Here is a 22,090-nt window from a genome sequence, read left to right as displayed (position 1 = left end):
CTCGTACATTCATTTGGACTAGTAAGAAATATATGTACTTTCGATAGAAATATGATAGATGTGCCATATCTTTTTTTTCGCTCATATTTTATGAAGCACATATAGGGCTTTCCTCACCACATTGAAAAAATATATGATTGCATCGACGTCGATATTCTGAAAAATGAAAAAAACCTCCTACAGATTACTGTAAGAGGTATCTCCATTTATGGCGTCACTTGGGGAAGTGGCTGATTATTCTGCCAACGATATTCAAAACTGCGAATTGGCACGAAGTATGATTTGTTCACGAGAATCTCTCGCAAATCCTGATCCGGTTTTAATGAGCTAGCTAAACCCTGATCTTGAATAAACTTCATAATATCCATGGCATAATCGATAGCAACTTCGCCCGTTTGCTTATTGACCAAATAGGTTACGAGGTTCTGACGGTTATAAACCGACTTGATTTCGGGGGCTTTCATCCCTAAGTTATTGAAATCCACATACTCGAATGCTTCATTGATAGCAATGCCAGCAGGCAGCTTGCCGTCATGACTCGCTTTATAATCATTTATTTTCTTCTGGACATCTTCCACGCTTTGATACGCCGATAAATCCATCAGTTTCACAGTTGGTTTCGTTTCCGCATCTACAAGCACATAGATGAAAATACCTCCGCTTTCAAAAGCGTTGGCAGGAACGGTGCTTAAATAGTTCGACTTTTTCAACTTCGCAAAATCAATGACATATTTCTCATAGAGCGGCGTCGTCATATCGCTATTTTTTATAGGCAGAACACCGCTTTTCTCATGGAAAAGATCGACGGCTTGCTGAACGACGGTAATAAACTCCGCAGGGTTAATTTGATTCTCCTTACGCAGTTCTTTCGGGTAAGCGCATCCGCTTAACAATAGAACTAAACTAAGGATTATGCCTATCCATCTGCCATATACAATGCCTCGAACTATTTTCACGCATCCATCATCCTATCTTTGTTCTCTAAAATAAATCATCCTCTTCAGCTTGCCTGGCAAGCTGAGCACGTATAGCTGCCTTCAGAGGGTCCTCGGGAATCGTCACTTGCACAGGGCCAATCACACGAGCCTGACAGGCCAAGCGGTAGCCTTCCTCTGCTTGTGAGCCAAGCTTCAACCGTTCATTCACGTTCATAGGGGCAAGCCCCTTGCTGCTAGAGTCATTCACTTTCACTTTACACATCAAACATGCGGCTTTGCCCCCGCAGCGCGTGCGAATATGAACTTTAGCCTTCCGTCCGGCATCCAGTAAAGTTGTGCCTGATCGAACACTTATCTTCTTGTCGTCTGGCCAAAAATGCACGTCAATCCCACTCATCAGGTCCACCTACTTATCTGTCAACTTCCCATTCCTCAGCACGAATCTATTAATTCCCCGAGCCTTTTTTCAAACGCTAGTCCCCAGCTATTTCTTTGCAGTAACGCATGTAATGTCGGCATGTGCAGCTCTGGAGCAGCAATCATCGCACGATAGATCGCCTCATAGCGGTCAGGCCGATTTCGCAATAGATTAAAGAGAAGTTCATGAGCTAAAGGCATAACTTTCACCTCATGGTTCCCAATCGCAGCCGTATAGCTATGGTCTTCCCATAAGTACGCAGCCTCCACTTGATAGAAGGAATCAAATGCTTGAACCTTGAAATCCCCTACCACTTCAACCGTATCTCCATGTATCTGATAATGGCTGAGGATCGACGCATATATACTTGTTTGACTATACACAGGTGTATCAACTGAATAATCTTGAAGAGAAGAATGAATAACGGATACATCGTTCTTATCCACATAAATATCCAGATCTCTCGGACTTCTTCCAATATCTACGTTTTGCATAAGTAGTCCGCAGCTGCCACCGATGAGCCATCGTACGCCAGGAACTTGCATTAATTGTGTATGAATGGTCGTAATCGTTGGTACTAACGGTTCCAGCAGGACCAAGATGCCCACACCTTTCAGATTTTAAAAATATGGCTTATGCGTAGCAGAAATGGTTCCTGCTTGCTTAATCATGCATTGGCACGCAAGTCGGTAGCCCTGTTCTATTTCTTCGGGCTCCAGTCGACTCTCTTCTTCATCAGAAGGCAAGGAGAGCAGTTCACGTCCATGAGCTACATAACAGCGGCATCTGGCACACGTACCTCGTGTACACGAGAAGCCCCAATCCACGTCATTTTTGAGCGCATGATCCAAAATACTTAAACCAATTTCCGGCTCCATCGTTTTTTGCGTTTTGCGCGTTTTTAATTCCAGCATGTATGTATCGCCTCCCAGTTAGAACAATGATAGCAGCATATAGAGTAAAATTGGAACGAATAAAATAAAGGCTACGGTCGAAAGAACGACACGAATCCATCCTTGGGTACGCGTTCTTGCGTACGAAATCAATAATGATGCGACAACCATTAGACCAATGGCTACAAAAGACGCCCACATTTTGTCCAAACTTGACATATTTTTAACTCCTTATGTATAATCTTTAAAAATTATCAACAGTAAGTATAGCATAGGATGAGAAAAAAAGCATAAAGGGCAGCAAGCTCCCCTTCATGCTTTTATTTTTTACCCATCATCATGTTCATAAGCTGCTGCATATTGTTGCTGTCGAGCTTGGAACTTTTTACAGCCTGGATGATATCATTGATCGTCTCTTCGGATACTTTGACATTTACAAGGCCAGAGACTTGCTTGATCAACTGGCGCAGCTGAGTCTCACTTTGAAGTGTTGAAGGTTTCACACCGCTCGCAATTCGCTCGATATCTTTAGGTGTAACGTTTTTCCCCGTTTTCTTCTTCACCACGCTGAGTACGTCTTTAGACATATCTTTGTTTGCCAAATGTGCCGCCTCCTATACCTGATAAGAACTAAATACTTATACGGTATAGTATGAGTGCGGGAAGAATGTGGTGTAGGCTACTTCAATACATTTGTGATAGCATCCGTAGCTACTTCTTCTATTTCATGCGTTCTAACGCGGCCCATAAGGTCCTGCGCGGCTAACTGTGGCGATTTCCCATCGAATAGCACTTTGTACAGCTCATCGGTAATAGGCATCGTTGCATCATACCTCCGAGACAACTCATAAGCTGCTTTCGTAGTCTTCACGCCTTCGACGACCATTCCCATCTCTTGAAGCACCTCATCTAGAGGTATACCCTTCGCGAGTTTATTTCCGGCGCGCCAATTTCGGCTATGTTGACTCGTACAAGTCACGATCAAATCACCGATGCCAGCTAATCCGGCAAAAGTCAGCGGATTAGCCCCCATCGCGGTACCTAAGCGAGCGATTTCTGCCAAGCCTCGGGTCATCAGAGCAGCTTTGGCATTATCGCCAAAACCCAGGCCATCTGTCAGCCCTGCACCCAGAGCAATAATGTTCTTGAGCGCTCCGCCAACTTCAACGCCTGCCACATCCGGATTCGTATAGACGCGAAAATAGGCGTTAATCAATAGATCCTGGGCGGCCTCTGCCGCTTCCAAGTCTTGCGCCGCGACTACGACAGTCGTCGGGCATTTGCGAATGACTTCTTCAGCGTGACTGGGACCTGAAAGCACCACTAGCCGATTCGGATTGATTTCGGGCAGCTCATCTGCGATGACCTCGGTCATACGCTTGAGGGAACCCGTTTCAAACCCTTTGGTCGCGTGGATCAGCAAAGCATCTTTATTCAAATAGGGACGCATGTTGGATGCAACCTCACGCATGCCGGATGAAGGGACGACCATAATGATCGCATCAGCCCCTTCGACCGCTCCTTGCAGCGAATGAGTCGCTACAATAAGCGGTGATAATTCCACATCTTGGAGAAAACGGCTATTCCGGTTTTGTTCGTTGATCTCTCGCACTTGCTCCTCATTGCGAGACCATAACAACACCTGATGTCCATTATCCGCCAGTACCGTGGCAAGAGCCGTTCCCCAGCTGCCTGCTACCAGAACCGATACTTTGTTTGACATGGTTACCCCTCCTAAACGTTATGCACTCTAATTATTGGGTGATGTTCGCCCAAAACTATGCTCTTTTCTGGCCCAATTTATTCTCTTTACCTTGAACGAGCTTCACAATATTGGTTCGATGGCGCAAGAACGCAAACGCGCATAGCAAGATACTGATCCACAAAACTTCTATTGGTCGATCCATTCCCCAAATTAGAAAAGGTAAAAGTGCGGTTAGAATTAGTGAACCGAGCGATACGAATCTAGTTATCGCAATAATGACGATAGCCGTTAAACCTGCAATTAACGTAGGAATGAAGCAAAGCGTAGCCATTACGCCGATTGTCGTGGCAATACCCTTGCCGCCACGGAACCCATAATACACTGGCCAGTTGTGTCCAACGATGGCAGCAAGTCCGCACAATACACGAACCCACAAATCGTCGGGTCCAGGAGCTGCCCAGATGCCAAGGCAAACGGCAGCAACTCCCTTCAAACCGTCCAAGATCAATACCATGATCGCTGGGCCTTTGCCCAATACGCGCAGTGTATTGGTTGCTCCCGCATTGCCGCTTCCATGTTTGCGGATATCGATGCCTTTAAACCATTTCCCAAATAAATAACTAAAGCTTATAGCCCCTAATAAATACCCTGCTACGATTGTTATTATGGAAATTAAAAGCAAGCTGCAACATCTCCTTATTCTTTGTCCGAAGTCTTTCTACGGCTTAGGATACGAATCGGTGTTCCTTCAAAACCAAAGGCTGCACGGATTTTGTTATCCAAATACCGTTCATATGAAAAGTGCATGAGCTCAGGCTCATTCACAAAGAGCACAAAGACAGGAGGCTTAACCGCTACTTGTGTTACATAGTTAATCCGCAGACGTTTGCCTTTATCCGTCGGAGGAGGGTTGTACGCTACGGCATCAGAAACAACATCATTCAACAAATGTGTTTGAACACGCAGGGCATGATTTTCTGCTACTTGAATAACAACCGGCAACAGCTTATGTAAGCGTTGCGTTGTTTTCGCTGATACAAAAACAATCGGAGCATAACTCAAGAACAAGAAATGATCGCGGATCGTTTGTGTAAAATGCTGCATGGTTTTATCATCTTTATCAACGATGTCCCATTTATTTACGACAATGATAATCGCTTTTCCTGCTTCATGCGCATATCCAGCAATGTGCTTGTCCTGATCAATGATGCCTTCTTGACCATCAATGACAACGAGCACAACGTCTGCACGTTCGATTGCTTTCATAGCCCGCATGACGCTATATTTCTCCGTGTTCTCGTAAACCTTGCCTCTTTTGCGCATACCAGCGGTATCAATAATAACAAACTTCTGATCATCCCGCTCAAATGGCGTATCGATGGCATCGCGCGTCGTACCCGCAACATCACTGACAATAACGCGTTCTTCGCCAAGAATGGCATTCGTCATGGACGACTTGCCGACGTTCGGGCGACCAATCAGAGCAAACTTAATAACTTCGTCTCCATACTCGTCATCCTTTTTGTCTGGGAAAAGCCCGCAGACGACTTCGAGCAAGTCGCCGATCCCGATACCATGTGAACCCGAAATCCCTACCGGATCACCAAATCCTAGAGAATAAAACTCATAGATATCATCTTGACGCGCGAGGTTATCGACCTTGTTCACGGCAAGTACGACCGGCTTTTTGGAACGGAATAGCAACTGCGCTACTTCTTCGTCCGATGGGGTTACACCCGCTTTGGCATCTACCATGAACACAATAACATCCGCTTCTTCAATCGCAAGCTCAGCTTGCACACGAACAGACTTGAGGATCGCATCCTCGCCATCAATTTCAATCCCGCCTGTATCAATCACGCTGAATGACGTATTCAGCCATTCGCCCACACCATAGAGTCGATCACGTGTTACACCCGGTTTATCTTCTACAATCGCAAGACGATCTCCTACGATCCGATTGAAAATGGTGGATTTTCCGACATTCGGTCGGCCGACAATTGCAAGTACTGGTCTAGCCAATTCTCATTCACTCCTCCTGATTCCATGATCAGCCATGGAAAAATACGCAACTTACATCATAACAAAAAAGACACGGATTGGCTAATCTCTTTTGAGACTTCGCCAAATTGATCATGGAATACCAGTATCTTAGGTATGCTTAACCAAAATCATCGTGCCATTTTTCAAATCATGCGCGTTCGCATCCAATATTTTCTCCAGTGAGAACGAGACTTTCTGCAGGTCATCCTCCTGGTCTACCACAAAGATTGGGGCACCCCCACCAACTCTTTCCTTCATTATTGTCACAACAGCAACAATTTGCGACATGGCGTTTCACGCCCCCTTATTTTTGTTTACACCAGCCTCAGACGGCATACGCACAGCGCTTTCCAGGACAGGAACCCGATGAAGAGCAACAAATGTCTTGTTCTCATCTTTCTCTTGTGGCAGCAGCAGCACACCGACAGTTCCTGTATTCATATCCAGCTTGGCCATTGGCCGCAGAGACGGTTCACCCTCATCCCTGTAAACACCAAACAAGGTAGAAATATCATGAAGAATCGCCTGTCTTTGGCCTAGATTCGCCAAGGTCACGCGAGAATTGCGATTTTTGGGTTTAATCAGAAAGCCAACCCCGTGTTCTTTAATCTTATTTCGGCTATCCTCCAGCCCCACATTCATGATATAAATGGAGCCAACAAACAAATCTGGCCCATCTATCCGAATCGGGACGGCTTCTATATCCGCTATTTCCCCTAATTTTTTACCCGATTTGAAAAAGTGTGCAAGCCAGATCGACAAAATGCCGGCTAAGACTCCCCAGTACCAAGCAAACAAAATACTGAAGAGGGACGCCAGAAAAGCTGAGAAAATGACCAGATAATTTCTTCCCTCAAAGACCATGGCGATGCCCTCAATATAGGCTGCTCCTCTTGGAACTAACTCTAATTCATCAACCTTTGTTAAGCTCTGTCTCTCCATATTACGAACATCTCTGAACTGCTGAGCCGCTAAGGAAAGAAACGTAACCGCCGTATAGTTTTTGTCCAGCAAAGCGGGCACTGCTACAGCTCCTAGGCCTGCCGCGATAACACCAAGGGAAATATGTATGATTTTTCCATGCGGGTATGTTGGGTATTGCCTGTAATCTGTCCTAAGCATATTGAGCCTAGCTAAAATTCCAAAAATAACACCAACAACGATGCCTATCGTATACCGATGTGCATAAAACCAGTCCATTACTTTCTCCAGCCTCCTCTTCGCTCTATCCAGCTTCTTATCATACTTCGACAGCCTGTGTAGGCCGCTTGCAGAATAATCGTCATTGTTCGCGCAGTAAAGACAGAAAGCCACCATTGGTCTTGAAATGTCGAATGGCCAAGTTGATGGTAGCCCCCAACAGGATGAATGCCCGCCTGATACATATCACCAAGCAAATATCCCATGGAAATAGCCGCAATTTGCTCCAGCGCATTGCGCTGCAGAACAACCGCTATCAAAGCGAGCAATAAGGCAATATCCCAGTCTGAATTTCGCACAATAAGGATCGGATCCATCTCCAGCAGCTGATGCAGCAAGAAATGAAGCGAACCCAGCAGAAGCCCGATAGAAAGCAAATGAAGCTTATGTATGAAGCCTTGAATCACGAAGAGAATAACTAGGCTAATGGCGAAAACCAAGAGATAAACGAGTTGAATATGTACTTGCTTAATCGTCACAGAAAAGCACGAACCCACAATCCACAGGGCAAAAAAAAGAAGCATGCCCTTATGCGATATACTTCTGACGTACAGCTCCTTCCACCCGCTGGCAAACAAAATCAACGTGATGCAAAGGAGAATGAGAGACAAATAACCGGAGTTCATAATCTGACCACCCTACAAGGCACTGGCGAACCGATGATATCTATCACCGCTTGCCTGCGGATCTACGGCTTCCGCTCTTCTTATGTAGAGGGAAGCACATCTTGATCCTTAGTATGGCAATCTTTCGATTATTTACTCCGATTGGTTTTATCTGCGTATGAAGTTAAATCAATCCCGCGGGTCCGGCACCATTCTGCCGTTTCTCCCATAATGACAACGGGGCACTGCCCCAAATCTCTAATCGTAGGTGCGCCTAGCGCCGTCATAATTAAAATAAGTCCTTGATGCAGCTCGTCCGCAAAGCGATGCAGGCTTTGGGTGCCTTGCTCACGCAGCACCTTGAGAAATGCTCCAGCCATGCCGACGGCTGATGCGCCAAGAGCCAGCGCTTTGGCCGCTTCCAAAGCGTTCGTAATCCCCCCTGAGGCAATCACAGAGCCTCTTGGGTAAATAGACAGCGCCTCCAAAAGCGAGATGCTTGTCGGGGTACCCCAGTCGTTCAGCCACTCTATTGCCGCTGGACGTCTCGCGTTCTCTATGGCGGCGAAATTCGTGCCGCCCGAACCACCAACATCCAAGACACGAACACCAATCTCTTGCAATTGTTTGGCGTTGTCCTTCAGGATGCCGAAGCCGACTTCCTTGACAATGACCGGCACTTCCACTTGCCGAACAATGGCTTCAATCCGCTTCAGCATACCTACAAAGCTGCGATCTCCTTCAGGCATGATCAGCTCTTGCATAACATTCAAATGAATCTGCAGTGCATTCGCTTCAATCATTTCAATTGCTCTAACTGCTTGGTCAACCGTTGCCTCGCTGCCCAAATTCGCGAACACGACCCCCTTCGGGTTTTCGCGACGCACGACTTGGTAGCTGGACGCTACCTCGCTGTTCTTCAGCGCTGACATCTGGGAGCCGACAGCCATAGCCATTCCCTTCTCCCTTGCCATGATGGCTAGTTCGCGGTTGATGCTCTCTGTCTCCTGGGCGCCTCCGGTCATCGCATTAATTAAAATCGGCGAACTCATAATGAGATCGCCGATTTCAGTCGTTAATGCAATGTGATCCGTTGAAGTCTCAGGTAGACAGTTATGCACAAGCTTGATATCCGACAGCCCTTGCTGTCTGGATTGACCAAGCTCCAGCGCGTAATGGACATGCTCCATTTTGCGTGAGATGCGCATTCCTTGGTCCTCCTACAAATCAAGTATCACTTACTTTTTAAATTTGGAAAGTTTGTCGCCGAAACGCTCGCCAAGTGTCATGGATAGACCTTGGTTGCTTAAAGATACGTTCTCGTTACCAGCGATTTCTTTTTGGTGGCTAGCGCTGTTACCGCGGTCACGGTCGCCTCTAGGTTGTCTTTCTCTTTCTGGTTTAGCAGCAGACGGAGCAGCTGCGCCAGCAGGAGCTTCAGGAGCTTCTTCTGTTTCTTTGATGCTTAGGCTAACACGTTTCTCATTGGCATTGATTTCCAAAATTTTCACTTGAACTTCTTGGCCTTCTTTCAATACTTCATGAGGCGTTCCGATGTGACGGTGAGCGATTTGGGAAATATGCACAAGACCTTCAACACCAGGAGCTACTTCAACGAATGCGCCAAAAGCAGCAAGACGTTTCACAGTACCTGTTACGATGTCGCCAGCTTTGAAATCATTCTCCACATTGGACCAAGGGCCTGCTTGTGTAGCTTTGATGCTAAGGCTGATTTTGTCGTTGGACGGATCAAGTTTAAGGATTTGCACTTTCACTTTGTCGCCTTCTTTAACAACATCAGAAGCTTGATCTACATGGTGCCAAGCTAGTTCGGAAATGTGAACCAAACCGTCGATACCACCGATATCAATAAATGCACCGAATTGAGTCAAGCGTTGAACAGTTCCGTCTAGAACTTGTCCTACTTGCAATCCTTCGATGATTTTCTTTTTGTTTGCTTCGAATTCTTCATCCAATACATCTTTTTGTGAAAGGATGACTTTGTTTTTCTCGCGATCGATTTCTTTCACACGAAGACGCAATGTGCGGCCTTTGTAGGAGGAGAAATCTTCAACGAATTGACGCTCAACCATGGAAGCAGGTACGAAACCGCGTACGCCGATATCCACTACTAAACCGCCTTTAACAACTTCAGCAACGGAAGCTTCGATAATTTCTTTGCTTTCCAATTGACCTTGAAGTGTTTCCCAAGCTTTTTCGCTGTCTACAACACGTTTGGAAAGAACCAAAGTTTCTTTCGCGTCATTGATAGAAACGACTTTCAGTTCTACTTCTTGTCCAAGCTGTACCGCTTGACCTGCATCTTCCAAGCTAACGGAAGATAGTTCGCGAACCGGAATAACACCATCGTATTTGTAACCGATATCCACGAAGGCTTGATCTGCGTCTACCTTAACGATTTTGCCTTTCACGGTAGCGCCTTTCTTCAGCACAGCAACATTGTTCATGGCATGCTCCGCTTCTGCTTGCGATACGGCTGTTTCTTGAGCTTCTTGCGTTTGATCTTGAACTTTTACTTCATCTGACATGAGATTAGCCTCCTCTAATTACAACCAACAAAAAAATAATTTATAAGTCACAAAGCAGTATGTAAGCTTCTACTCTGTTTCAAACAAAACAATCTTAATCATTCGCTTTTGAAGATAGTATAATTCCAAGCTTTCATTTCCATACATGTGGCCTATGCCTTGCTATATGTACTGTGTAAGCGGCGAATTTCTTTCATAATGGCTTCAGTCGCCAGCTCCAGATCTTCTGAGCTAGCTCCCGCATAAGCACTCAAATCAAGTGGTTTGCCGTATACGATGGTCATGCGGCGGAATAATGAATAAGTACCAACAATTGCCACAGGAACGACAGCAGCACCAGATTTCAGAGCAAGCGAGGCAGCGCCCTTCTTGCCCATTCCCCCAGCGTTATTACGCGAACCTTCTGGGAAAACGCCTAACATATTACCATCGCGGAGCAATTGCACCGCTAGACGGATCGATTCTCTGCTTACTCCACCGCGTTTAACTGGAAAAGCGCCGACTTTAGAAATGGCTGCGCCCAACACAGGAATATCGAATAGTTCGGCTTTCGCCATAAAATGCACCATACGTTTCAGCGGTGTTCCTAATAATGGAGGATCTAATACACTTGTATGATTGCCGCAAAGCACTACTGCACCCTGTTTTGGGACATTTTCCATGCCAATGGCACGTAACCGGAAGAACAAGGTGAAAAAGCAACGAAACAAGGCCCTGCCGATGCGATACAGCATCTTATTTGCCACCCCCGACTTTGTCTTTGCAAAGCCCAAGTATTTCGTCCACAACTTCTTCAATTGTCATTGAGGTGCTGTCCATCAATACAGCGTCATGAGCACGTCTGAGCGGAGAAATCTCTCGATCTTGGTCCAATTGGTCCCTACGAGCGATGTCCTGTTCAAGTTCGGAGAGCGTCAGTGTACAAGTACCGCTGCTTTGCATCTCTTTGAAGCGTCGCTCTGCGCGTTCCTTTACGCTGGCTGTTAGAAATACCTTGATTTCTGCATCCGGCATGACATGAGTGCCGATATCCCGGCCATCCATGACCACACCTCTGGAAATCGCCATTTGTTTCTGCAGGGAAACCAGCAGTTCACGTACCGCGCCATAACTGGCAATTTGGGAAACATGATCTGTAATGGCTGTTGTGCGGATTGCTTTCGTCACATCAACACCATCGACAAATACCTGTTGGCCTTCTTCTCCAGGAATTAGCTCAATCTTCATGCGATTGGCCATAGCAGCCACTTCTGTCTCTTGCTCAGGTAGCAGCCCTTCTTGCTGTACTTTCCATGTTACTGCCCGATACATGGCTCCTGTATCCACGTAAACGAATCCAAGCGCCCCGGCAACAAGCCGAGCGATGGTACTTTTACCGGCTCCAGCAGGTCCATCAATGGCAATATTGAACTTATCCAAGCTGCTGTTCCTCCCAACGATACTCAACAATACCTTACGAACAAAAAAGCAGGCACTGCCTGCTAATTGATTCAAATTATATCACACTACCTAGGTATATGCAAAACTTGGACGCATAATAGATTGCTTGCTGACATGCTTAAGAGCGCTCTCCCTTCCCATTTTGGGGCATCATATAAGGCTTTCCTTCTAGCGGTTCAACCCTCGTAAAATGCTTGCGTATATAAGGGATTTGGAGTAAAAGCTGCACACAAATAAGCACGATAAAACATACAAGCGTTGTCCGAATAATCACCTTTTCTACTTTCGCAGAGAAGAGGATAAACAACTGCTCATAGGACTTCGCTTCCCGATCTTTGGACATGAGCTTTTCACCTGCTCGAATAGGCATATTGTTTGGTAGTATACCCATGCGAGCTAACTCTCATGCTTACAAGCAGAGAGACTTTTGACAAAGTCAAAAGATCCTCTATTATCTTTTCCGGAAATCCATCTGGCGTTCAAAACAAAAACGAATTAGTTTCTGGCGCTCTCTATCCAAAATTTCAACAAATCTAACCATGGCGAGCTGCTTGCCAGTTTCCAATTTTTTGACGCGCACAACTTCGCCGCTAAACGGGATATGCTCAATGTTTCCATTTTTGTATGGAACAAGGAGCCAGCAGGAAATAGTTGTGTTGATACCTAGCGGAATTTGGCCATCATAAACCACTGAAATGCCGCCTCCGCCTACATCGTCGGTCATGCCGATAAATTGAATTTGGTCGGATACCTTGACCGCGATTTCCAGTTCAGCAGGTACTCTTAGAAAGCTTCTGCGTTGCACTTGCGTAATTGCTTCAGGCTCGGGCTTATGAAGTTCAACAAGCCGAATCACATCTTCGCGAAAACCAGTTACTGTTGTTGTAAAGTAATGTTTCACGCCGCCTTGTTCAATATAAAAGGTGCTTAACTCATCGCCATAATACAGCTTCTTGAGTCGACCCGATTGCTCATTGATCGGAATTTCTATAACGATTGAGCTATCCGTTACATCGGCAATTCTGGATTTGTATTCAATCCTTGATTCTTCATCATCAATGCTGTTTACTTGTATATGTAAAATTTGGTTAACCTTGGGCAGCAATCCCTGCACCTCCGAAACATATTATGACACAATTATACCACGCCGCTCTTATTTGAATAGCAAAAAAAAGAAGCTGGGCTCGAACCCGCTTCTTTTTTCGACTTTATGTTGCTTTTTCTGCAGCAGCTTGCGCTTGATCTGGACGAATCGTTTCGATTCTCTCTTCCATTCCTAAATCACCATTGATATACACACGATATAAATTATTGTTCATTTTCCCGACAAATTCATGACAGAGAACCTCTTCATCTAGATCATTTTTGATGATAGCAAGAGATTCCGCCGTCACTTTCATATTCGGACTAAGTTGCTTCCGTGCTTCAGCCGCTGTAATTTTGGGTTGTCCAATATTCCGCTGAACCTGTCCATAAATATAATCAGCTGCTTGAAGTCCAATCACTTCAAGCGTGTCCAGTGCAACCTTAACACTAATTTGTTGCGGATAAATGGTCACATCTTTCTCACGCTTAGCGAAAATTATATTCGCAATGTTTTGATATTGATCATAACTTACAGCACTCATATCTTTATATTCATGTTGATCCAGAAACTCATTTGATATATCACGGGCTTGCCGAAGGTCAAACTTCGACTCTTTGACGTCTCGCGGCTTCATGAAATAAATCAGTTGACCGCCTTTTTTCGTAAAATCCATTTGAACATTATCAGCTCCGTTTGTTCCGCTCGGGACCACAACACTGAAGCTTTGATTCTCAGGCGAATTCCCGCCGTTTTCTACCACTTGCATAGCAGCTGTATCGGATTGACCAAGGAATTGAGCCGCTTTTTGCTTAATCTGATCTGCCGTCATATCATTGCCGGACAGCATGCTAATCTTTTTCTGGGAAAGCATCCCCATACTGCCTGGTCCCCAGTTCAACTCCTCATAGGCGCCTACTTTTTTGTCTACGATGGAGAAACCGTCAATGATCGCATTATCATGCACTTCATTCTCCGAAGCAAGTGCCAGTTCTACGTCCATCCAGCGCAAATTGTTCGTCATTACTTTATCCTGGACTCCGCGTATCTCCTTCGTAATCTCGGCGGAATGATCGTAAAGCGAACTTAGCGTTTTTATTTCACTCTCCGTTAACGGCTGCTTGGTCATATCTCGAACTGACATTCGGTAAGAGTAATTAGCCATATTCGCCAAGAAATCCTCAGTTTTGTTAAAAGGCAGCAGTGTTAATGGAAGCTGTGTGATATCCCCCTGTGCCTGACTGGTCAACCGCCACACATTCACAAGCCCTTTGCGGTAGGAAGGCTCAGCCGTCGAGTTAACAGCAAGCGTGTTTCCTAACTCCGTATGCAGTTTGTCCATATGGAAAGAGAGATCATGGAAAGCGCGCTGATATTGGTTCTCTGCTTTAATCAAAATCGTATTTTTCTCCTGATGCTCCAAGTACCCCCAAACGGACGCACCGATTAAAGCAATCAAAAGGAATGGAAACATGACAATGCTCAATCTTTTATACACGTGAATACCCCTTTCATCCCCTAAACTTGGCTTAGTTTTTGCGCGAATAGACAGGTTTATACAAGAATGACAACAAAAAAGAGGCCTATTCATAAAGAATGGCCTCTCATTATTCGTCTGTCTCTATTTCGAAATCATGCTCATTGCTGCAAATACATTGCCTAAATCCTGTTTCGATCTTACCTTTTTCTCTCTTACCTTTCAGCACGAACTTTTCCCCGCATTGTCTGCAGCGGATCTTTACTTTCACTCGTGTTATGGACATGTACACCCTCCCGGTAGTTCCAAGCTCTTTGAGCCAGGAATCGCCTTCTATAATGTCCAGTATTGCCCAAATTAACTCATTTTAATCTTCTCATCTGCTGATGCGACGCGCAGCGGCGAATGAGCATTTGCCCGGTCAACCCGCCAAATGGTACGAATCCATAGAAATGTCATTACCGGTATCATGACCCAGATCCAGTTGGATTTAAAGAAGAGCAGGATGTAGTCAAACAATCCATGCCAGAAAATCGGCAGCAGGAGCGAGAACCACAGATACTTCTGGGCCTTGTGAGGAACGAATTTGGCCTTCCCCAAGTAATAGCCCATCATGACTCCGAAAAGCGCATGCGCCGAAACCGGCAGAAGAGCGCGGATCATTAGCGCAGAGAAAGATGCTGCATTTAAGAAAGCATATATGATATTTTCTAAAGTCGCGTAACCCAAGCTTACCGCAACCGCGTATACGATCCCGTCATAAGGTTCATCAAAGGCTTCATGCCTGAAGATCAAATGATACAGAATGAACCATTTCATGAACTCTTCAATGCCCCCCGATAGGAGAAACGACGAAATAAAGGTACCCTCGCCTACTTCCTGAATCAGAGCATTCTGAAGCACCATCGTTGGATATACGAGCAGCACACCAAATAAGAACATGCGGATAACCAAATGGATGGGTTCCGTTTCGTAACGATCTTTTAAATAAAAGTATGCAAGCAGTGAGAGACCTGGGGCTACGGCTGCAAGAACAATCGGTAATATTTGCAAATGCGGCTTCCCCCTTATGCTAGAAGTAGTTATGAAGTACCCTCAGTACAGTTATGTCATCTTACATTATAGTCATTTTGGAACGATATTTCTATGATTTATCCGTAAAAAGTGCACAATCATTATGGAAAACGAGAGGGATATTCCCTATTGTGCCATTTCTGTTCTTCGTTAGTGCAAGCGAAATCGCCTGTTGACCATCCACATCCGATTTCACAGGTTGCATAATCATCACGACATCAGCAGAAGCCTGCACACGGTCTGGTACGTTATCTTCGCCTAACTCCAGAGCAGTTGCTGCGATAATCGGACAATCCCATTCCCGGGACCACTGCTTAAGCGTAAACGCTATGGCCGCCTGTTGCTGTTGCCAAGTCAGCGCCGCCGCACCTTCGCCCATCGGAATTCGCTGCAAATGATCGATGAAAATAACAGGTTCTTTGCCCACGATGACGGCTATTCTTTCTATGTTAGCAGCTACTTGATCGAGCGTTGTACTCATCGTACACTCAAGCATCCACAACATCTTACTAATTTTGGCGTACTGCTTATTCGCCTCAGCCACTTGTTCGGGATCTATTTTCCCGCCAAGCACCTTCTGAGGTGCTACACCAATAATCCGCGCGATGCTGCGAGACCATAATTCAAAATTCGTCATGTCCCAGGAAACAAATATGACTGGAGTTTCTTCAAGTGCGATATGATCAGCCATTTGCTTCAGCAGCATGCTTTTGCCTATAGATCCTGATCCCGCAAGAAGATACAAGCCATTTCCAAAGCCACCGAATAGGAGCGTGTCCAGTTTGTCAAAGCCCGTTCGAATCGAGGCTACCTGCCCACGGAATCTCTTCATGTATTCTTCCAAATAAACCGTGCTATTCTTAATATCTGGCGCTACAGGAGCTAACATAGCCTCTTCAACAGATTGATTAACCAGTGTGAGGAATGTCTCTACCGGACTCTTAGCTCTTACGAATAGATCATTGATGTCGCGAATGGTCTCTGGCAAGGAAATAATATACGTTTCGTTTCCTTGTTCTCGTAAGACGGATTCAATCCGTGTAGACTCTCTCCGCCCGTACTCATCGTTCCCCATACAAATGTATACACGTTTTCCTGTAAACAGGGAAAGATGGTGTTCTTTGAATATCCCATAATCCGGTACACAAACAGCCGGGACTTTGGCCTGCGTAAGAGAAAGCACATCGAAAATGCCACTGCACAAAATGACTTCATCCGAATCTTCCATGGCATCGTAATTAAAAAGATACTGGTCAACCCCATACAAGGCCTTATATTTCGGCTCCTTATTATCAACAGAACGTCCGATTAAGTCGACAATTTCGCCCTCGTAATTACGAATGGGCAGGATCACTCTGTGTTCAAAGTAATCGCCCAGTTGATTCTGATCGACGTAGAACCCGATTTTTCCGATTTCAAAACCAATCCGAAACAATTGCGCGGTCTCTTCGGTAATTCCCCTTTTTTGCAAATATAAATAAGCTTCTTCTCGCATCTGTTTCTGGTAGTAGCTTAGCAAACTGTCCAAATCAACCGCTGCCAACGTTGGCGCTAGGCGCTTATGCTCTAAATTCGTCATGATTTTCTCCCCCATCATCTCTTCGCAAGGATGCAAAACCACTTTCTATCTCATATAAAAAAGCCAATTAAAAAAAGCATCAACAAAAACGGTTGTTTTTGAAGATGCTTGTTTCATTCAACAACAAAAGAAAAGAGGATGGCCTTTATTTAAAGTGCTGACAAAGCACCTTCACGGCGTCATCGGCAATAATCGTCTTCCCATACTCTTCAAGCACCGCTTGTGTTACGGAAGCAGCTTCCCCGAATTCGGACAGGACCGCGATTAACGCTTGGTACTTCGTATCTTCAAGGTCAACAGGCTCTAGTTGTAAAATATATTTCCCTTTGTAGGAATAAAGGGTGCCGCCCTCAATGAGAAGCGGATTGATTACTTTGGAGACACGCAGCAGATCTTCAAAGTCACGGAACGCATAGGAGACTAAATCGCTTTGTTCAAGCGTTACTTCCATCTCATACACTTCTTCAGCTTCATGATCATCATACGAATCTGAATTCGCATACAAATCAAGCTTGCCTCTTGTCACAATGACAACCATTCCCTGGGCTGGCAGTGCAAACACCTCAACAGCAAGAGGTCCGGACGGGTCAAATCCGAGCTCTGAATAGGCTTGATCCATCATTTCACTGAATAACTCGTGTACTTTGGGGATCTCTCTCCACATGTCGTCCTTTTGAATTCCGCGTTCAGTTAAGTCATCGAATGTTAGGAAAATCCGTATCTTATCCTGACTTAAGCGTTCTATTTTCATGATAGGATCCTCCTTTGAGCCTCCCGATTGGAAAGCTTGCATCGAAAGCATGGTCATCTTATTAAAACAGAATATGATAAAAAAATAAAAATGTGAACCTTGAAGCAAGATTTGGACAAGTATTCTTTTATCGTTTTCACCTACCATGTTAACACTATTTGATTCCAATTGCACGCGCAAGTTATGTATAAAAAGAAAAAGCACAGCCGGCCCCGTGGGTATGCCTGACTGTGCCTGCCGTGAGTATTTATTGAATTGTCGACGAATTTTCTTTGTTGGCTTGCAAAATTTCGTTCACGGTCACACTCAAATGCGGATCTTCCTTCACGATTTTCTCCACCGTGCCAAGCCCGCCGCTTGAGTTTGCGCCTGCATTTGTACTTGTACTTGTACTTGAGAAATTCCGAACTGGTGAATCGCTGCTGAATGATTTATTCGCAAAAGTGTCTTTCGCTTTATCTACTACTTTCCCCATCGACTCACTGGATGAGCTGAACGCGGAGAACAACATTGATTTACTTTTGCGATTCAGATAAACGACCGCTGCTGCTCCGGCAATACCGCCTAACAAGAAAGTACCTATCTTCATTGGGTCTCCCTCCATGTTAATTTAGTATGAATCCTTCATAGGTTGCGCGAGTTGAAGAGAGGGCATACGTTCAAACAATAGGAAAACAAAGGAGATATGATCCATGCGAAATGTGGTACTATAAGGAGAGACAATTGAAGTTAATTTGCCTGAGGAGAACGAGAAATGACTAACAAAGCCAGTATCCTGTTAATCAGCATGATGATATTCCTAGCTGCCTGCAGTGATAGCCAACCGGCCAAAAGCCCAGTTACCACAACCAGTGCGACACCAACAACGGCAGTTACGACAGCTGCCAGCCCTGCTCCTACGGCTGCATCAACAGTAACGCCCGCTCCCACACCTACACCAGAGCCAACTAAACCAGTTCCACAAGAAGTAAAGAAGGACTATCATATGAACAAAAATTATGATATCGTCCCCAACGACCCGAACGGGAACAAGAAAATTATCCTCTTAACGTTTGATGACGGCCCCAAAGAGCAAGAGATGAATCAGTCGCTAATCGATACTCTCAAAAAACATAACGCGAAGGCCATTTTCTTTTTGAACGGCTACCGGATCAAACAAAAGCCCGAGCTCGTTAAGCTCATCCACGACAGCGGGAATATCATTGGCAATCATGCATGGGACCATGACAATTTGAAAGACATGCCGAATGCCAAGATTGATCAGCAAGTGGACGATGTTCAGAAAATTATTAAAGAATTAACGGGGCAAGCCCCGCAGTTTTTCCGCCCTCCTTTTGGTGCGGGGAACGATTATTTGAAAGCCAAAATCAAAGATAATAAAATGCTTTATATGACATGGTCAAATGGATCATTGGATTGGGAAATGACCAATCAAAAAAATGATCCCAACAAAGTCATCGAGAATGTTATGAAGCAGCTGCACGGCGGCAGCAATATTCTCATGCATGAACTGCCTTGGACGGTCAAAATATTAGACACTCTCCTCACACAGCTTGAGGAAAAAGGGTATTCGTTCGTGGATCCGAATGCCATTGAGCTAGAAATGAGATAACAAAAAGAAGCTTTGCAGCTCCCTCAAGCATCTACAGGGGCATGCAAAGCTTTTTTCTTTTAATAGCTAATATTGACTGTTTTCGTGCTTTCTACGTAGGTTACCTTGGCTCCAAGCGCTTCTGACAGCAAACGAACTGGAATCATCGTTGTTTCATTCACTAATTTTGCCGCGGACTCCGTTTGATGCTCCACACCATTTAAGTTATAAGCATTCCGGCTTGTGTAGAAAATAATCGTCTTGTCTTTCTTCTTGTACACCGCTGCCTTCTGCTTATCGTCCCACTCCACCGTTGCACCAAGGGCCGCGGCGAGATCACGGATATATAGGAATGAGGTCCCCTCTTGAATGTAAGGCTTCTGTTTCATCGGATATGGAATGAGATCAAGAACATATTTGTCGCCAGCTAAGGCAAAAGAAACGAGGTGACTTCGATTTAGTCCGAAATTGCCCATTTGCAGTGTGTAAGAAACCGCATCATTATGCAGTTTGAGCACACCTACGCCCTCGCGAGGCTCTGTACGGAACATCCATTCCTTACTGTAAGATTTGGTGGTGCCATCCTCCATGGTTGCCGTTAGTTTGACTTTCGCTTTATAGGTTGAATCGAGCTCTAACGGTTTCGATGGCATGATAATAACTTCAGTATCCAGATGATCGTCCGTGCCAGGCTCATTCTTCAGCAAGCTGACCGCTTTCCCAGCTTCATCCTTTAATTCTGCCTCATCCAACCTAACTTTCTTCACACCAGGTCCATAGATGGAGGCCATGATCGGGTAGCCGACTGGATATGACGCTGCAGCATGATTACGGATGGGATCCGGTGTTTCATGACCATCAAACATAGTAGGGACATAGACATCGTTACTTCCTGGAGAAACAACCAGTTCAGGTGATACCCCTTCTGAAAATCCGAATTCTATGACATGATAAGGCCCATCTTTATAAACACCAATTTCGACGAGTCCAGGTACCATGAATGGTGTTCGATGATAAGGAGCATCAAATAAACTATCAATGGCTTCAACAAGGGACACATTATTGTAAGCTACGTCCTCGCTGCTTGAGCGAGCATATCCAATAAATTGAGCTCGTTCTTTCAAGGACTTTCCAATATATCCAGGCAGCGCTGGGTCCTCATCATGCAAGGAAACGGCCGTTTTAATCGGATCGATTTTGTTTTGCGACAAATATTGCGCATGCTTCTTAGCAGCTACATTCAGGGCATCGCTAAACTTCACTTTTGTTAAGCCCATTTTTACCCGATAGTCATTAATCGCTTGCAGACCTGCTTGCTGCTCTTTACTTGTCTCTGAAGAAAGGGTGACAGCACCGTCTACTACAGTAAAATCCCAATAAATCTGAACAGGTTCATAACCGGTGAAGCTAAAAGATAAACGTGCCGAATACTTGCCAGGTGCCAAATCCGCTTTGGGCTGATACACATATTTAACAGAAACAGGATCGTAAGTCGCCGTCACTTCCTGATTATTGAGGTAAAAATGATAGCTTTCTGGTGTTCTCCCTTCACTTAGATCTATATTCACCCCAATATCCGGACGTAATAGTCCTACATCTCCTTGCGGATAGGTCAAGTATCCATATGACAACGCATAAGACGGCTTTGACGACCAAATCAAACTAGATAACAAAACGAACAAAGCTGCTATTATTTTCACTGAAGTTGTCCATTTTCTTCTTACTTGAATCACATTCATTGCAATAATATCCCCCTATTAAAAAGTGAGCCCATAAAAAAAGAAGCTATGAATCTATCATAGCTTCTCTATTTGATTTACACAACTTTACTCAACTGGGAGATCTTATGAATAATACCTAATCCCCCATACCGTTAAACTAATAACAAGAATGACAAATAACCAAAGTAATGTCACGTAAAAGATTTGGGTCCATTTTCCCCGTTCAGAGGGATGCACCGCTTTCCGCGGCGGTAAATAGGTGTCATCTTCCTCCATTTCAATTGGCCTTCGCTGAGAACGAGAAGGCATCTTTCCCTCTGCATTCATGTGCTCTGTTCTTCCTCCTCCTTACCAAAACGAAGTATGCATCCCATGACAAAGTCAATGATGAAGTGGGCAATAATCGGTGCCCAGAGACTCCCGGTTTGTAAATAAATCCAGCCAAGACCATAGCTTATACTAAATACCATCCCTGTCATGAGCCAATGCTGCAAATAACGGATATGGATTGCCGCGAACAATATACTGGTCCAATAAGGTCCCCAAGCATGTTGGATGGCACCGCGAAACAACACTTCTTCGCAGATAGCAACAATAAATGAAATGAGCGCAATGTGCCAGATCGGACGCTGTCCGAAAATCATTTCATTGATTCCGCCGTCATCAGATACTTCCTTAGGCACCCATCTTGAGATTAACATATCGATCCCAAGAACAGCTATTGCAAATAAACTCCCCCAAATTGGGATTTTCCAACCGCCCTGAATCGTAAACATTGAAATAAACTTATGATTGCTCTGAAAAAAAATGATGATGATTCCGATAATAAGCGTAAGTAGTTGGGTTATGTACAGATTGAGCAGTAAAGTTCGGTCATTGAGATCATTCACATCGACTTTTCCGAAACGGATATTCTTAAAATCGAATTTTTTCATACCTGCAGCCTCTTTCCTCACATATTCCCTTTTATACCTATTTCACCTATACTAAGTTAAAAGAAAAAGAGAGAATAAGGAGCTTGA

The 22,090-nt window shown here is 44.8% G+C and carries 28 protein-coding genes; 1 reads left to right on the top strand and 27 read right to left on the bottom strand.

Translation table 11 applies throughout. From position 1 onward, the window contains the following. Positions 1-206: 206 nt before the first annotated feature. From GQF01_RS20030 to GQF01_RS19920, 24 genes are all read right to left on the bottom strand, one after another. A complete protein-coding gene (locus GQF01_RS20030; RefSeq protein WP_161408487.1) occupies positions 207-956 on the bottom strand; it encodes a hypothetical protein in 750 nt (249 codons plus the stop codon). A 25-nt stretch (positions 957-981) separates the two neighbouring features. Then, the gene (locus GQF01_RS20025; protein WP_161408486.1) at positions 982-1,335 is read right to left on the bottom strand and encodes a 2Fe-2S iron-sulfur cluster-binding protein; all 354 of its coding nucleotides are present in this window, start codon (positions 1,333-1,335) and stop codon (positions 982-984) included. A 35-nt stretch (positions 1,336-1,370) separates the two neighbouring features. Further along, positions 1,371-1,955 (bottom strand): nucleotidyltransferase family protein, encoded by a 585-nt coding sequence (locus GQF01_RS20020; RefSeq protein ID WP_161408485.1) that lies wholly within the window; start codon positions 1,953-1,955, stop codon positions 1,371-1,373. 21 nt (positions 1,956-1,976) lie between these two features. Next, positions 1,977-2,270 (bottom strand): 2Fe-2S iron-sulfur cluster-binding protein, encoded by a 294-nt coding sequence (locus GQF01_RS20015; protein ID WP_161408484.1) that lies wholly within the window; start codon positions 2,268-2,270, stop codon positions 1,977-1,979. An 18-nt stretch (positions 2,271-2,288) separates the two neighbouring features. After that, positions 2,289-2,468, bottom strand: a complete 180-nt coding sequence (locus tag GQF01_RS20010) for a DUF2768 family protein (RefSeq protein WP_145655316.1) — start codon at positions 2,466-2,468, stop codon at positions 2,289-2,291. 101 nt (positions 2,469-2,569) lie between these two features. Continuing rightward, the gene (locus tag GQF01_RS20005; protein WP_145655996.1) at positions 2,570-2,836 is read right to left on the bottom strand and encodes a stage VI sporulation protein F; all 267 of its coding nucleotides are present in this window, start codon (positions 2,834-2,836) and stop codon (positions 2,570-2,572) included. Between the two features lie 92 nt (positions 2,837-2,928). Next, positions 2,929-3,972 (bottom strand): NAD(P)H-dependent glycerol-3-phosphate dehydrogenase, encoded by a 1,044-nt coding sequence (locus GQF01_RS20000; RefSeq protein WP_161408483.1) that lies wholly within the window; start codon positions 3,970-3,972, stop codon positions 2,929-2,931. A 55-nt stretch (positions 3,973-4,027) separates the two neighbouring features. Then, the gene (gene plsY, locus GQF01_RS19995; protein ID WP_202556522.1) at positions 4,028-4,636 is read right to left on the bottom strand and encodes a glycerol-3-phosphate 1-O-acyltransferase PlsY; all 609 of its coding nucleotides are present in this window, start codon (positions 4,634-4,636) and stop codon (positions 4,028-4,030) included. Between the two features lie 14 nt (positions 4,637-4,650). Then, positions 4,651-5,976 (bottom strand): ribosome biogenesis GTPase Der, encoded by a 1,326-nt coding sequence (gene der / locus GQF01_RS19990; RefSeq protein ID WP_161408482.1) that lies wholly within the window; start codon positions 5,974-5,976, stop codon positions 4,651-4,653. Positions 5,977-6,105: 129 nt separating this feature from the next. Further along, complete coding sequence (locus GQF01_RS19985; RefSeq protein ID WP_161408481.1) at positions 6,106-6,285, bottom strand: capping complex subunit for YIEGIA; 180 nt, start codon at positions 6,283-6,285, stop codon at positions 6,106-6,108. 6 nt (positions 6,286-6,291) lie between these two features. Further along, positions 6,292-7,197 carry a YIEGIA family protein gene (locus GQF01_RS19980; RefSeq protein WP_161408480.1) on the bottom strand — a complete coding sequence of 302 codons (906 nt, stop codon included), beginning with the start codon at positions 7,195-7,197 and terminating at the stop codon, positions 6,292-6,294. Next, positions 7,197-7,823, bottom strand: a complete 627-nt coding sequence (locus tag GQF01_RS19975; protein WP_161408479.1) for a YphA family membrane protein — start codon at positions 7,821-7,823, stop codon at positions 7,197-7,199. The genes GQF01_RS19980 and GQF01_RS19975 overlap by 1 nt, the downstream gene beginning before the upstream one ends. Before the next feature lie 128 nt (positions 7,824-7,951). Next, complete coding sequence (gene fni, locus GQF01_RS19970) at positions 7,952-9,010, bottom strand: type 2 isopentenyl-diphosphate Delta-isomerase (RefSeq protein ID WP_161408478.1); 1,059 nt, start codon at positions 9,008-9,010, stop codon at positions 7,952-7,954. Positions 9,011-9,040: 30 nt separating this feature from the next. After that, on the bottom strand, positions 9,041-10,351 hold the full coding sequence (rpsA, locus tag GQF01_RS19965) for a 30S ribosomal protein S1 (protein WP_161408477.1): 1,311 nt from the start codon (positions 10,349-10,351) through the stop codon (positions 9,041-9,043). A 152-nt stretch (positions 10,352-10,503) separates the two neighbouring features. Then, positions 10,504-11,085 (bottom strand): lysophospholipid acyltransferase family protein, encoded by a 582-nt coding sequence (locus GQF01_RS19960; RefSeq protein WP_161408476.1) that lies wholly within the window; start codon positions 11,083-11,085, stop codon positions 10,504-10,506. A gap of 1 nt (position 11,086) precedes the next feature. Further along, positions 11,087-11,770 carry a (d)CMP kinase gene (gene cmk, locus GQF01_RS19955; RefSeq protein ID WP_161408475.1) on the bottom strand — a complete coding sequence of 228 codons (684 nt, stop codon included), beginning with the start codon at positions 11,768-11,770 and terminating at the stop codon, positions 11,087-11,089. 139 nt (positions 11,771-11,909) lie between these two features. Beyond that, on the bottom strand, positions 11,910-12,182 hold the full coding sequence (locus tag GQF01_RS19950) for a hypothetical protein (protein ID WP_235960054.1): 273 nt from the start codon (positions 12,180-12,182) through the stop codon (positions 11,910-11,912). A 60-nt stretch (positions 12,183-12,242) separates the two neighbouring features. Further along, positions 12,243-12,896, bottom strand: coding sequence for a flagellar brake protein (locus GQF01_RS19945; protein ID WP_161408474.1), 654 nt, complete (start codon positions 12,894-12,896; stop codon positions 12,243-12,245). A gap of 103 nt (positions 12,897-12,999) precedes the next feature. Further along, positions 13,000-14,373: a germination protein YpeB gene (ypeB, locus tag GQF01_RS19940; protein ID WP_161408473.1), complete on the bottom strand. Its 1,374-nt coding sequence runs from the start codon at positions 14,371-14,373 to the stop codon at positions 13,000-13,002. Between the two features lie 109 nt (positions 14,374-14,482). After that, positions 14,483-14,638, bottom strand: a complete 156-nt coding sequence (locus GQF01_RS35975; protein ID WP_164819461.1) for a hypothetical protein — start codon at positions 14,636-14,638, stop codon at positions 14,483-14,485. Positions 14,639-14,709: 71 nt separating this feature from the next. Beyond that, a complete protein-coding gene (gene prsW / locus GQF01_RS19935) occupies positions 14,710-15,405 on the bottom strand; it encodes a glutamic-type intramembrane protease PrsW (RefSeq protein WP_161408472.1) in 696 nt (231 codons plus the stop codon). Between the two features lie 91 nt (positions 15,406-15,496). Further along, positions 15,497-17,005, bottom strand: coding sequence for a DnaB-like helicase C-terminal domain-containing protein (locus GQF01_RS19930; RefSeq protein ID WP_161408471.1), 1,509 nt, complete (start codon positions 17,003-17,005; stop codon positions 15,497-15,499). A 145-nt stretch (positions 17,006-17,150) separates the two neighbouring features. After that, entirely contained in the window at positions 17,151-17,756 is a 606-nt protein-coding gene (locus GQF01_RS19925; protein ID WP_127451207.1) for a genetic competence negative regulator, read from the bottom strand. Positions 17,757-18,003: 247 nt separating this feature from the next. Then, positions 18,004-18,345, bottom strand: a complete 342-nt coding sequence (locus GQF01_RS19920; RefSeq protein ID WP_161408470.1) for a hypothetical protein — start codon at positions 18,343-18,345, stop codon at positions 18,004-18,006. Positions 18,346-18,510: 165 nt separating this feature from the next. Here GQF01_RS19920 and GQF01_RS19915 point away from each other — a divergent pair, with 165 nt between their 5' ends. Further along, the gene (locus GQF01_RS19915) at positions 18,511-19,368 is read left to right on the top strand and encodes a polysaccharide deacetylase family protein (RefSeq protein WP_161408469.1); all 858 of its coding nucleotides are present in this window, start codon (positions 18,511-18,513) and stop codon (positions 19,366-19,368) included. Positions 19,369-19,427: 59 nt separating this feature from the next. Here GQF01_RS19915 and GQF01_RS19910 read toward each other — a convergent pair whose 3' ends face one another. From GQF01_RS19910 to GQF01_RS19900, 3 genes are all read right to left on the bottom strand, one after another. Next, positions 19,428-21,086, bottom strand: a complete 1,659-nt coding sequence (locus GQF01_RS19910) for a stalk domain-containing protein (protein ID WP_161408468.1) — start codon at positions 21,084-21,086, stop codon at positions 19,428-19,430. 105 nt (positions 21,087-21,191) lie between these two features. Continuing rightward, the gene (locus tag GQF01_RS19905; RefSeq protein ID WP_145655334.1) at positions 21,192-21,395 is read right to left on the bottom strand and encodes a hypothetical protein; all 204 of its coding nucleotides are present in this window, start codon (positions 21,393-21,395) and stop codon (positions 21,192-21,194) included. Next, entirely contained in the window at positions 21,392-22,003 is a 612-nt protein-coding gene (locus GQF01_RS19900; RefSeq protein ID WP_161408467.1) for a CPBP family intramembrane glutamic endopeptidase, read from the bottom strand. The genes GQF01_RS19905 and GQF01_RS19900 overlap by 4 nt, the downstream gene beginning before the upstream one ends. Between the last annotated feature and the right edge of the window lie 87 nt (positions 22,004-22,090).

Source organism: Paenibacillus silvestris, assembly GCF_009882985.1.
Lineage (GTDB): Bacteria > Bacillota > Bacilli > Paenibacillales > NBRC-103111 > Paenibacillus_E > Paenibacillus_E silvestris.
This window is presented reverse-complemented; position numbering and strand designations above follow the sequence as displayed.

Coding starts and splice junctions, on each gene's coding strand:
- GQF01_RS20025 (WP_161408486.1), bottom strand. CDS start 1,335: ATGAGTGGGATTGACGTGCATTTTTGGCCAGACGACAAGAAGATAAGT.
- GQF01_RS20015 (WP_161408484.1), bottom strand. CDS start 2,270: ATGCTGGAATTAAAAACGCGCAAAACGCAAAAAACGATGGAGCCGGAA.
- GQF01_RS20010 (WP_145655316.1), bottom strand. CDS start 2,468: ATGTCAAGTTTGGACAAAATGTGGGCGTCTTTTGTAGCCATTGGTCTA.
- GQF01_RS20005 (WP_145655996.1), bottom strand. CDS start 2,836: ATGTCTAAAGACGTACTCAGCGTGGTGAAGAAGAAAACGGGGAAAAAC.
- GQF01_RS20000 (WP_161408483.1), bottom strand. CDS start 3,972: ATGTCAAACAAAGTATCGGTTCTGGTAGCAGGCAGCTGGGGAACGGCT.
- GQF01_RS19985 (WP_161408481.1), bottom strand. CDS start 6,285: ATGTCGCAAATTGTTGCTGTTGTGACAATAATGAAGGAAAGAGTTGGT.
- GQF01_RS19980 (WP_161408480.1), bottom strand. CDS start 7,197: ATGGACTGGTTTTATGCACATCGGTATACGATAGGCATCGTTGTTGGT.
- GQF01_RS19975 (WP_161408479.1), bottom strand. CDS start 7,823: ATGAACTCCGGTTATTTGTCTCTCATTCTCCTTTGCATCACGTTGATT.
- fni (WP_161408478.1), bottom strand. CDS start 9,010: ATGCGCATCTCACGCAAAATGGAGCATGTCCATTACGCGCTGGAGCTT.
- rpsA (WP_161408477.1), bottom strand. CDS start 10,351: ATGTCAGATGAAGTAAAAGTTCAAGATCAAACGCAAGAAGCTCAAGAA.
- GQF01_RS19960 (WP_161408476.1), bottom strand. CDS start 11,085: ATGCTGTATCGCATCGGCAGGGCCTTGTTTCGTTGCTTTTTCACCTTG.
- GQF01_RS19950 (WP_235960054.1), bottom strand. CDS start 12,182: ATGGGTATACTACCAAACAATATGCCTATTCGAGCAGGTGAAAAGCTC.
- GQF01_RS35975 (WP_164819461.1), bottom strand. CDS start 14,638: ATGTCCATAACACGAGTGAAAGTAAAGATCCGCTGCAGACAATGCGGG.
- GQF01_RS19930 (WP_161408471.1), bottom strand. CDS start 17,005: ATGACGAATTTAGAGCATAAGCGCCTAGCGCCAACGTTGGCAGCGGTT.
- GQF01_RS19925 (WP_127451207.1), bottom strand. CDS start 17,756: ATGAAAATAGAACGCTTAAGTCAGGATAAGATACGGATTTTCCTAACA.
- GQF01_RS19920 (WP_161408470.1), bottom strand. CDS start 18,345: ATGAAGATAGGTACTTTCTTGTTAGGCGGTATTGCCGGAGCAGCAGCG.
- GQF01_RS19915 (WP_161408469.1), top strand. CDS start 18,511: ATGACTAACAAAGCCAGTATCCTGTTAATCAGCATGATGATATTCCTA.
- GQF01_RS19910 (WP_161408468.1), bottom strand. CDS start 21,086: ATGAATGTGATTCAAGTAAGAAGAAAATGGACAACTTCAGTGAAAATA.
- GQF01_RS19905 (WP_145655334.1), bottom strand. CDS start 21,395: ATGAATGCAGAGGGAAAGATGCCTTCTCGTTCTCAGCGAAGGCCAATT.
- GQF01_RS19900 (WP_161408467.1), bottom strand. CDS start 22,003: ATGAAAAAATTCGATTTTAAGAATATCCGTTTCGGAAAAGTCGATGTG.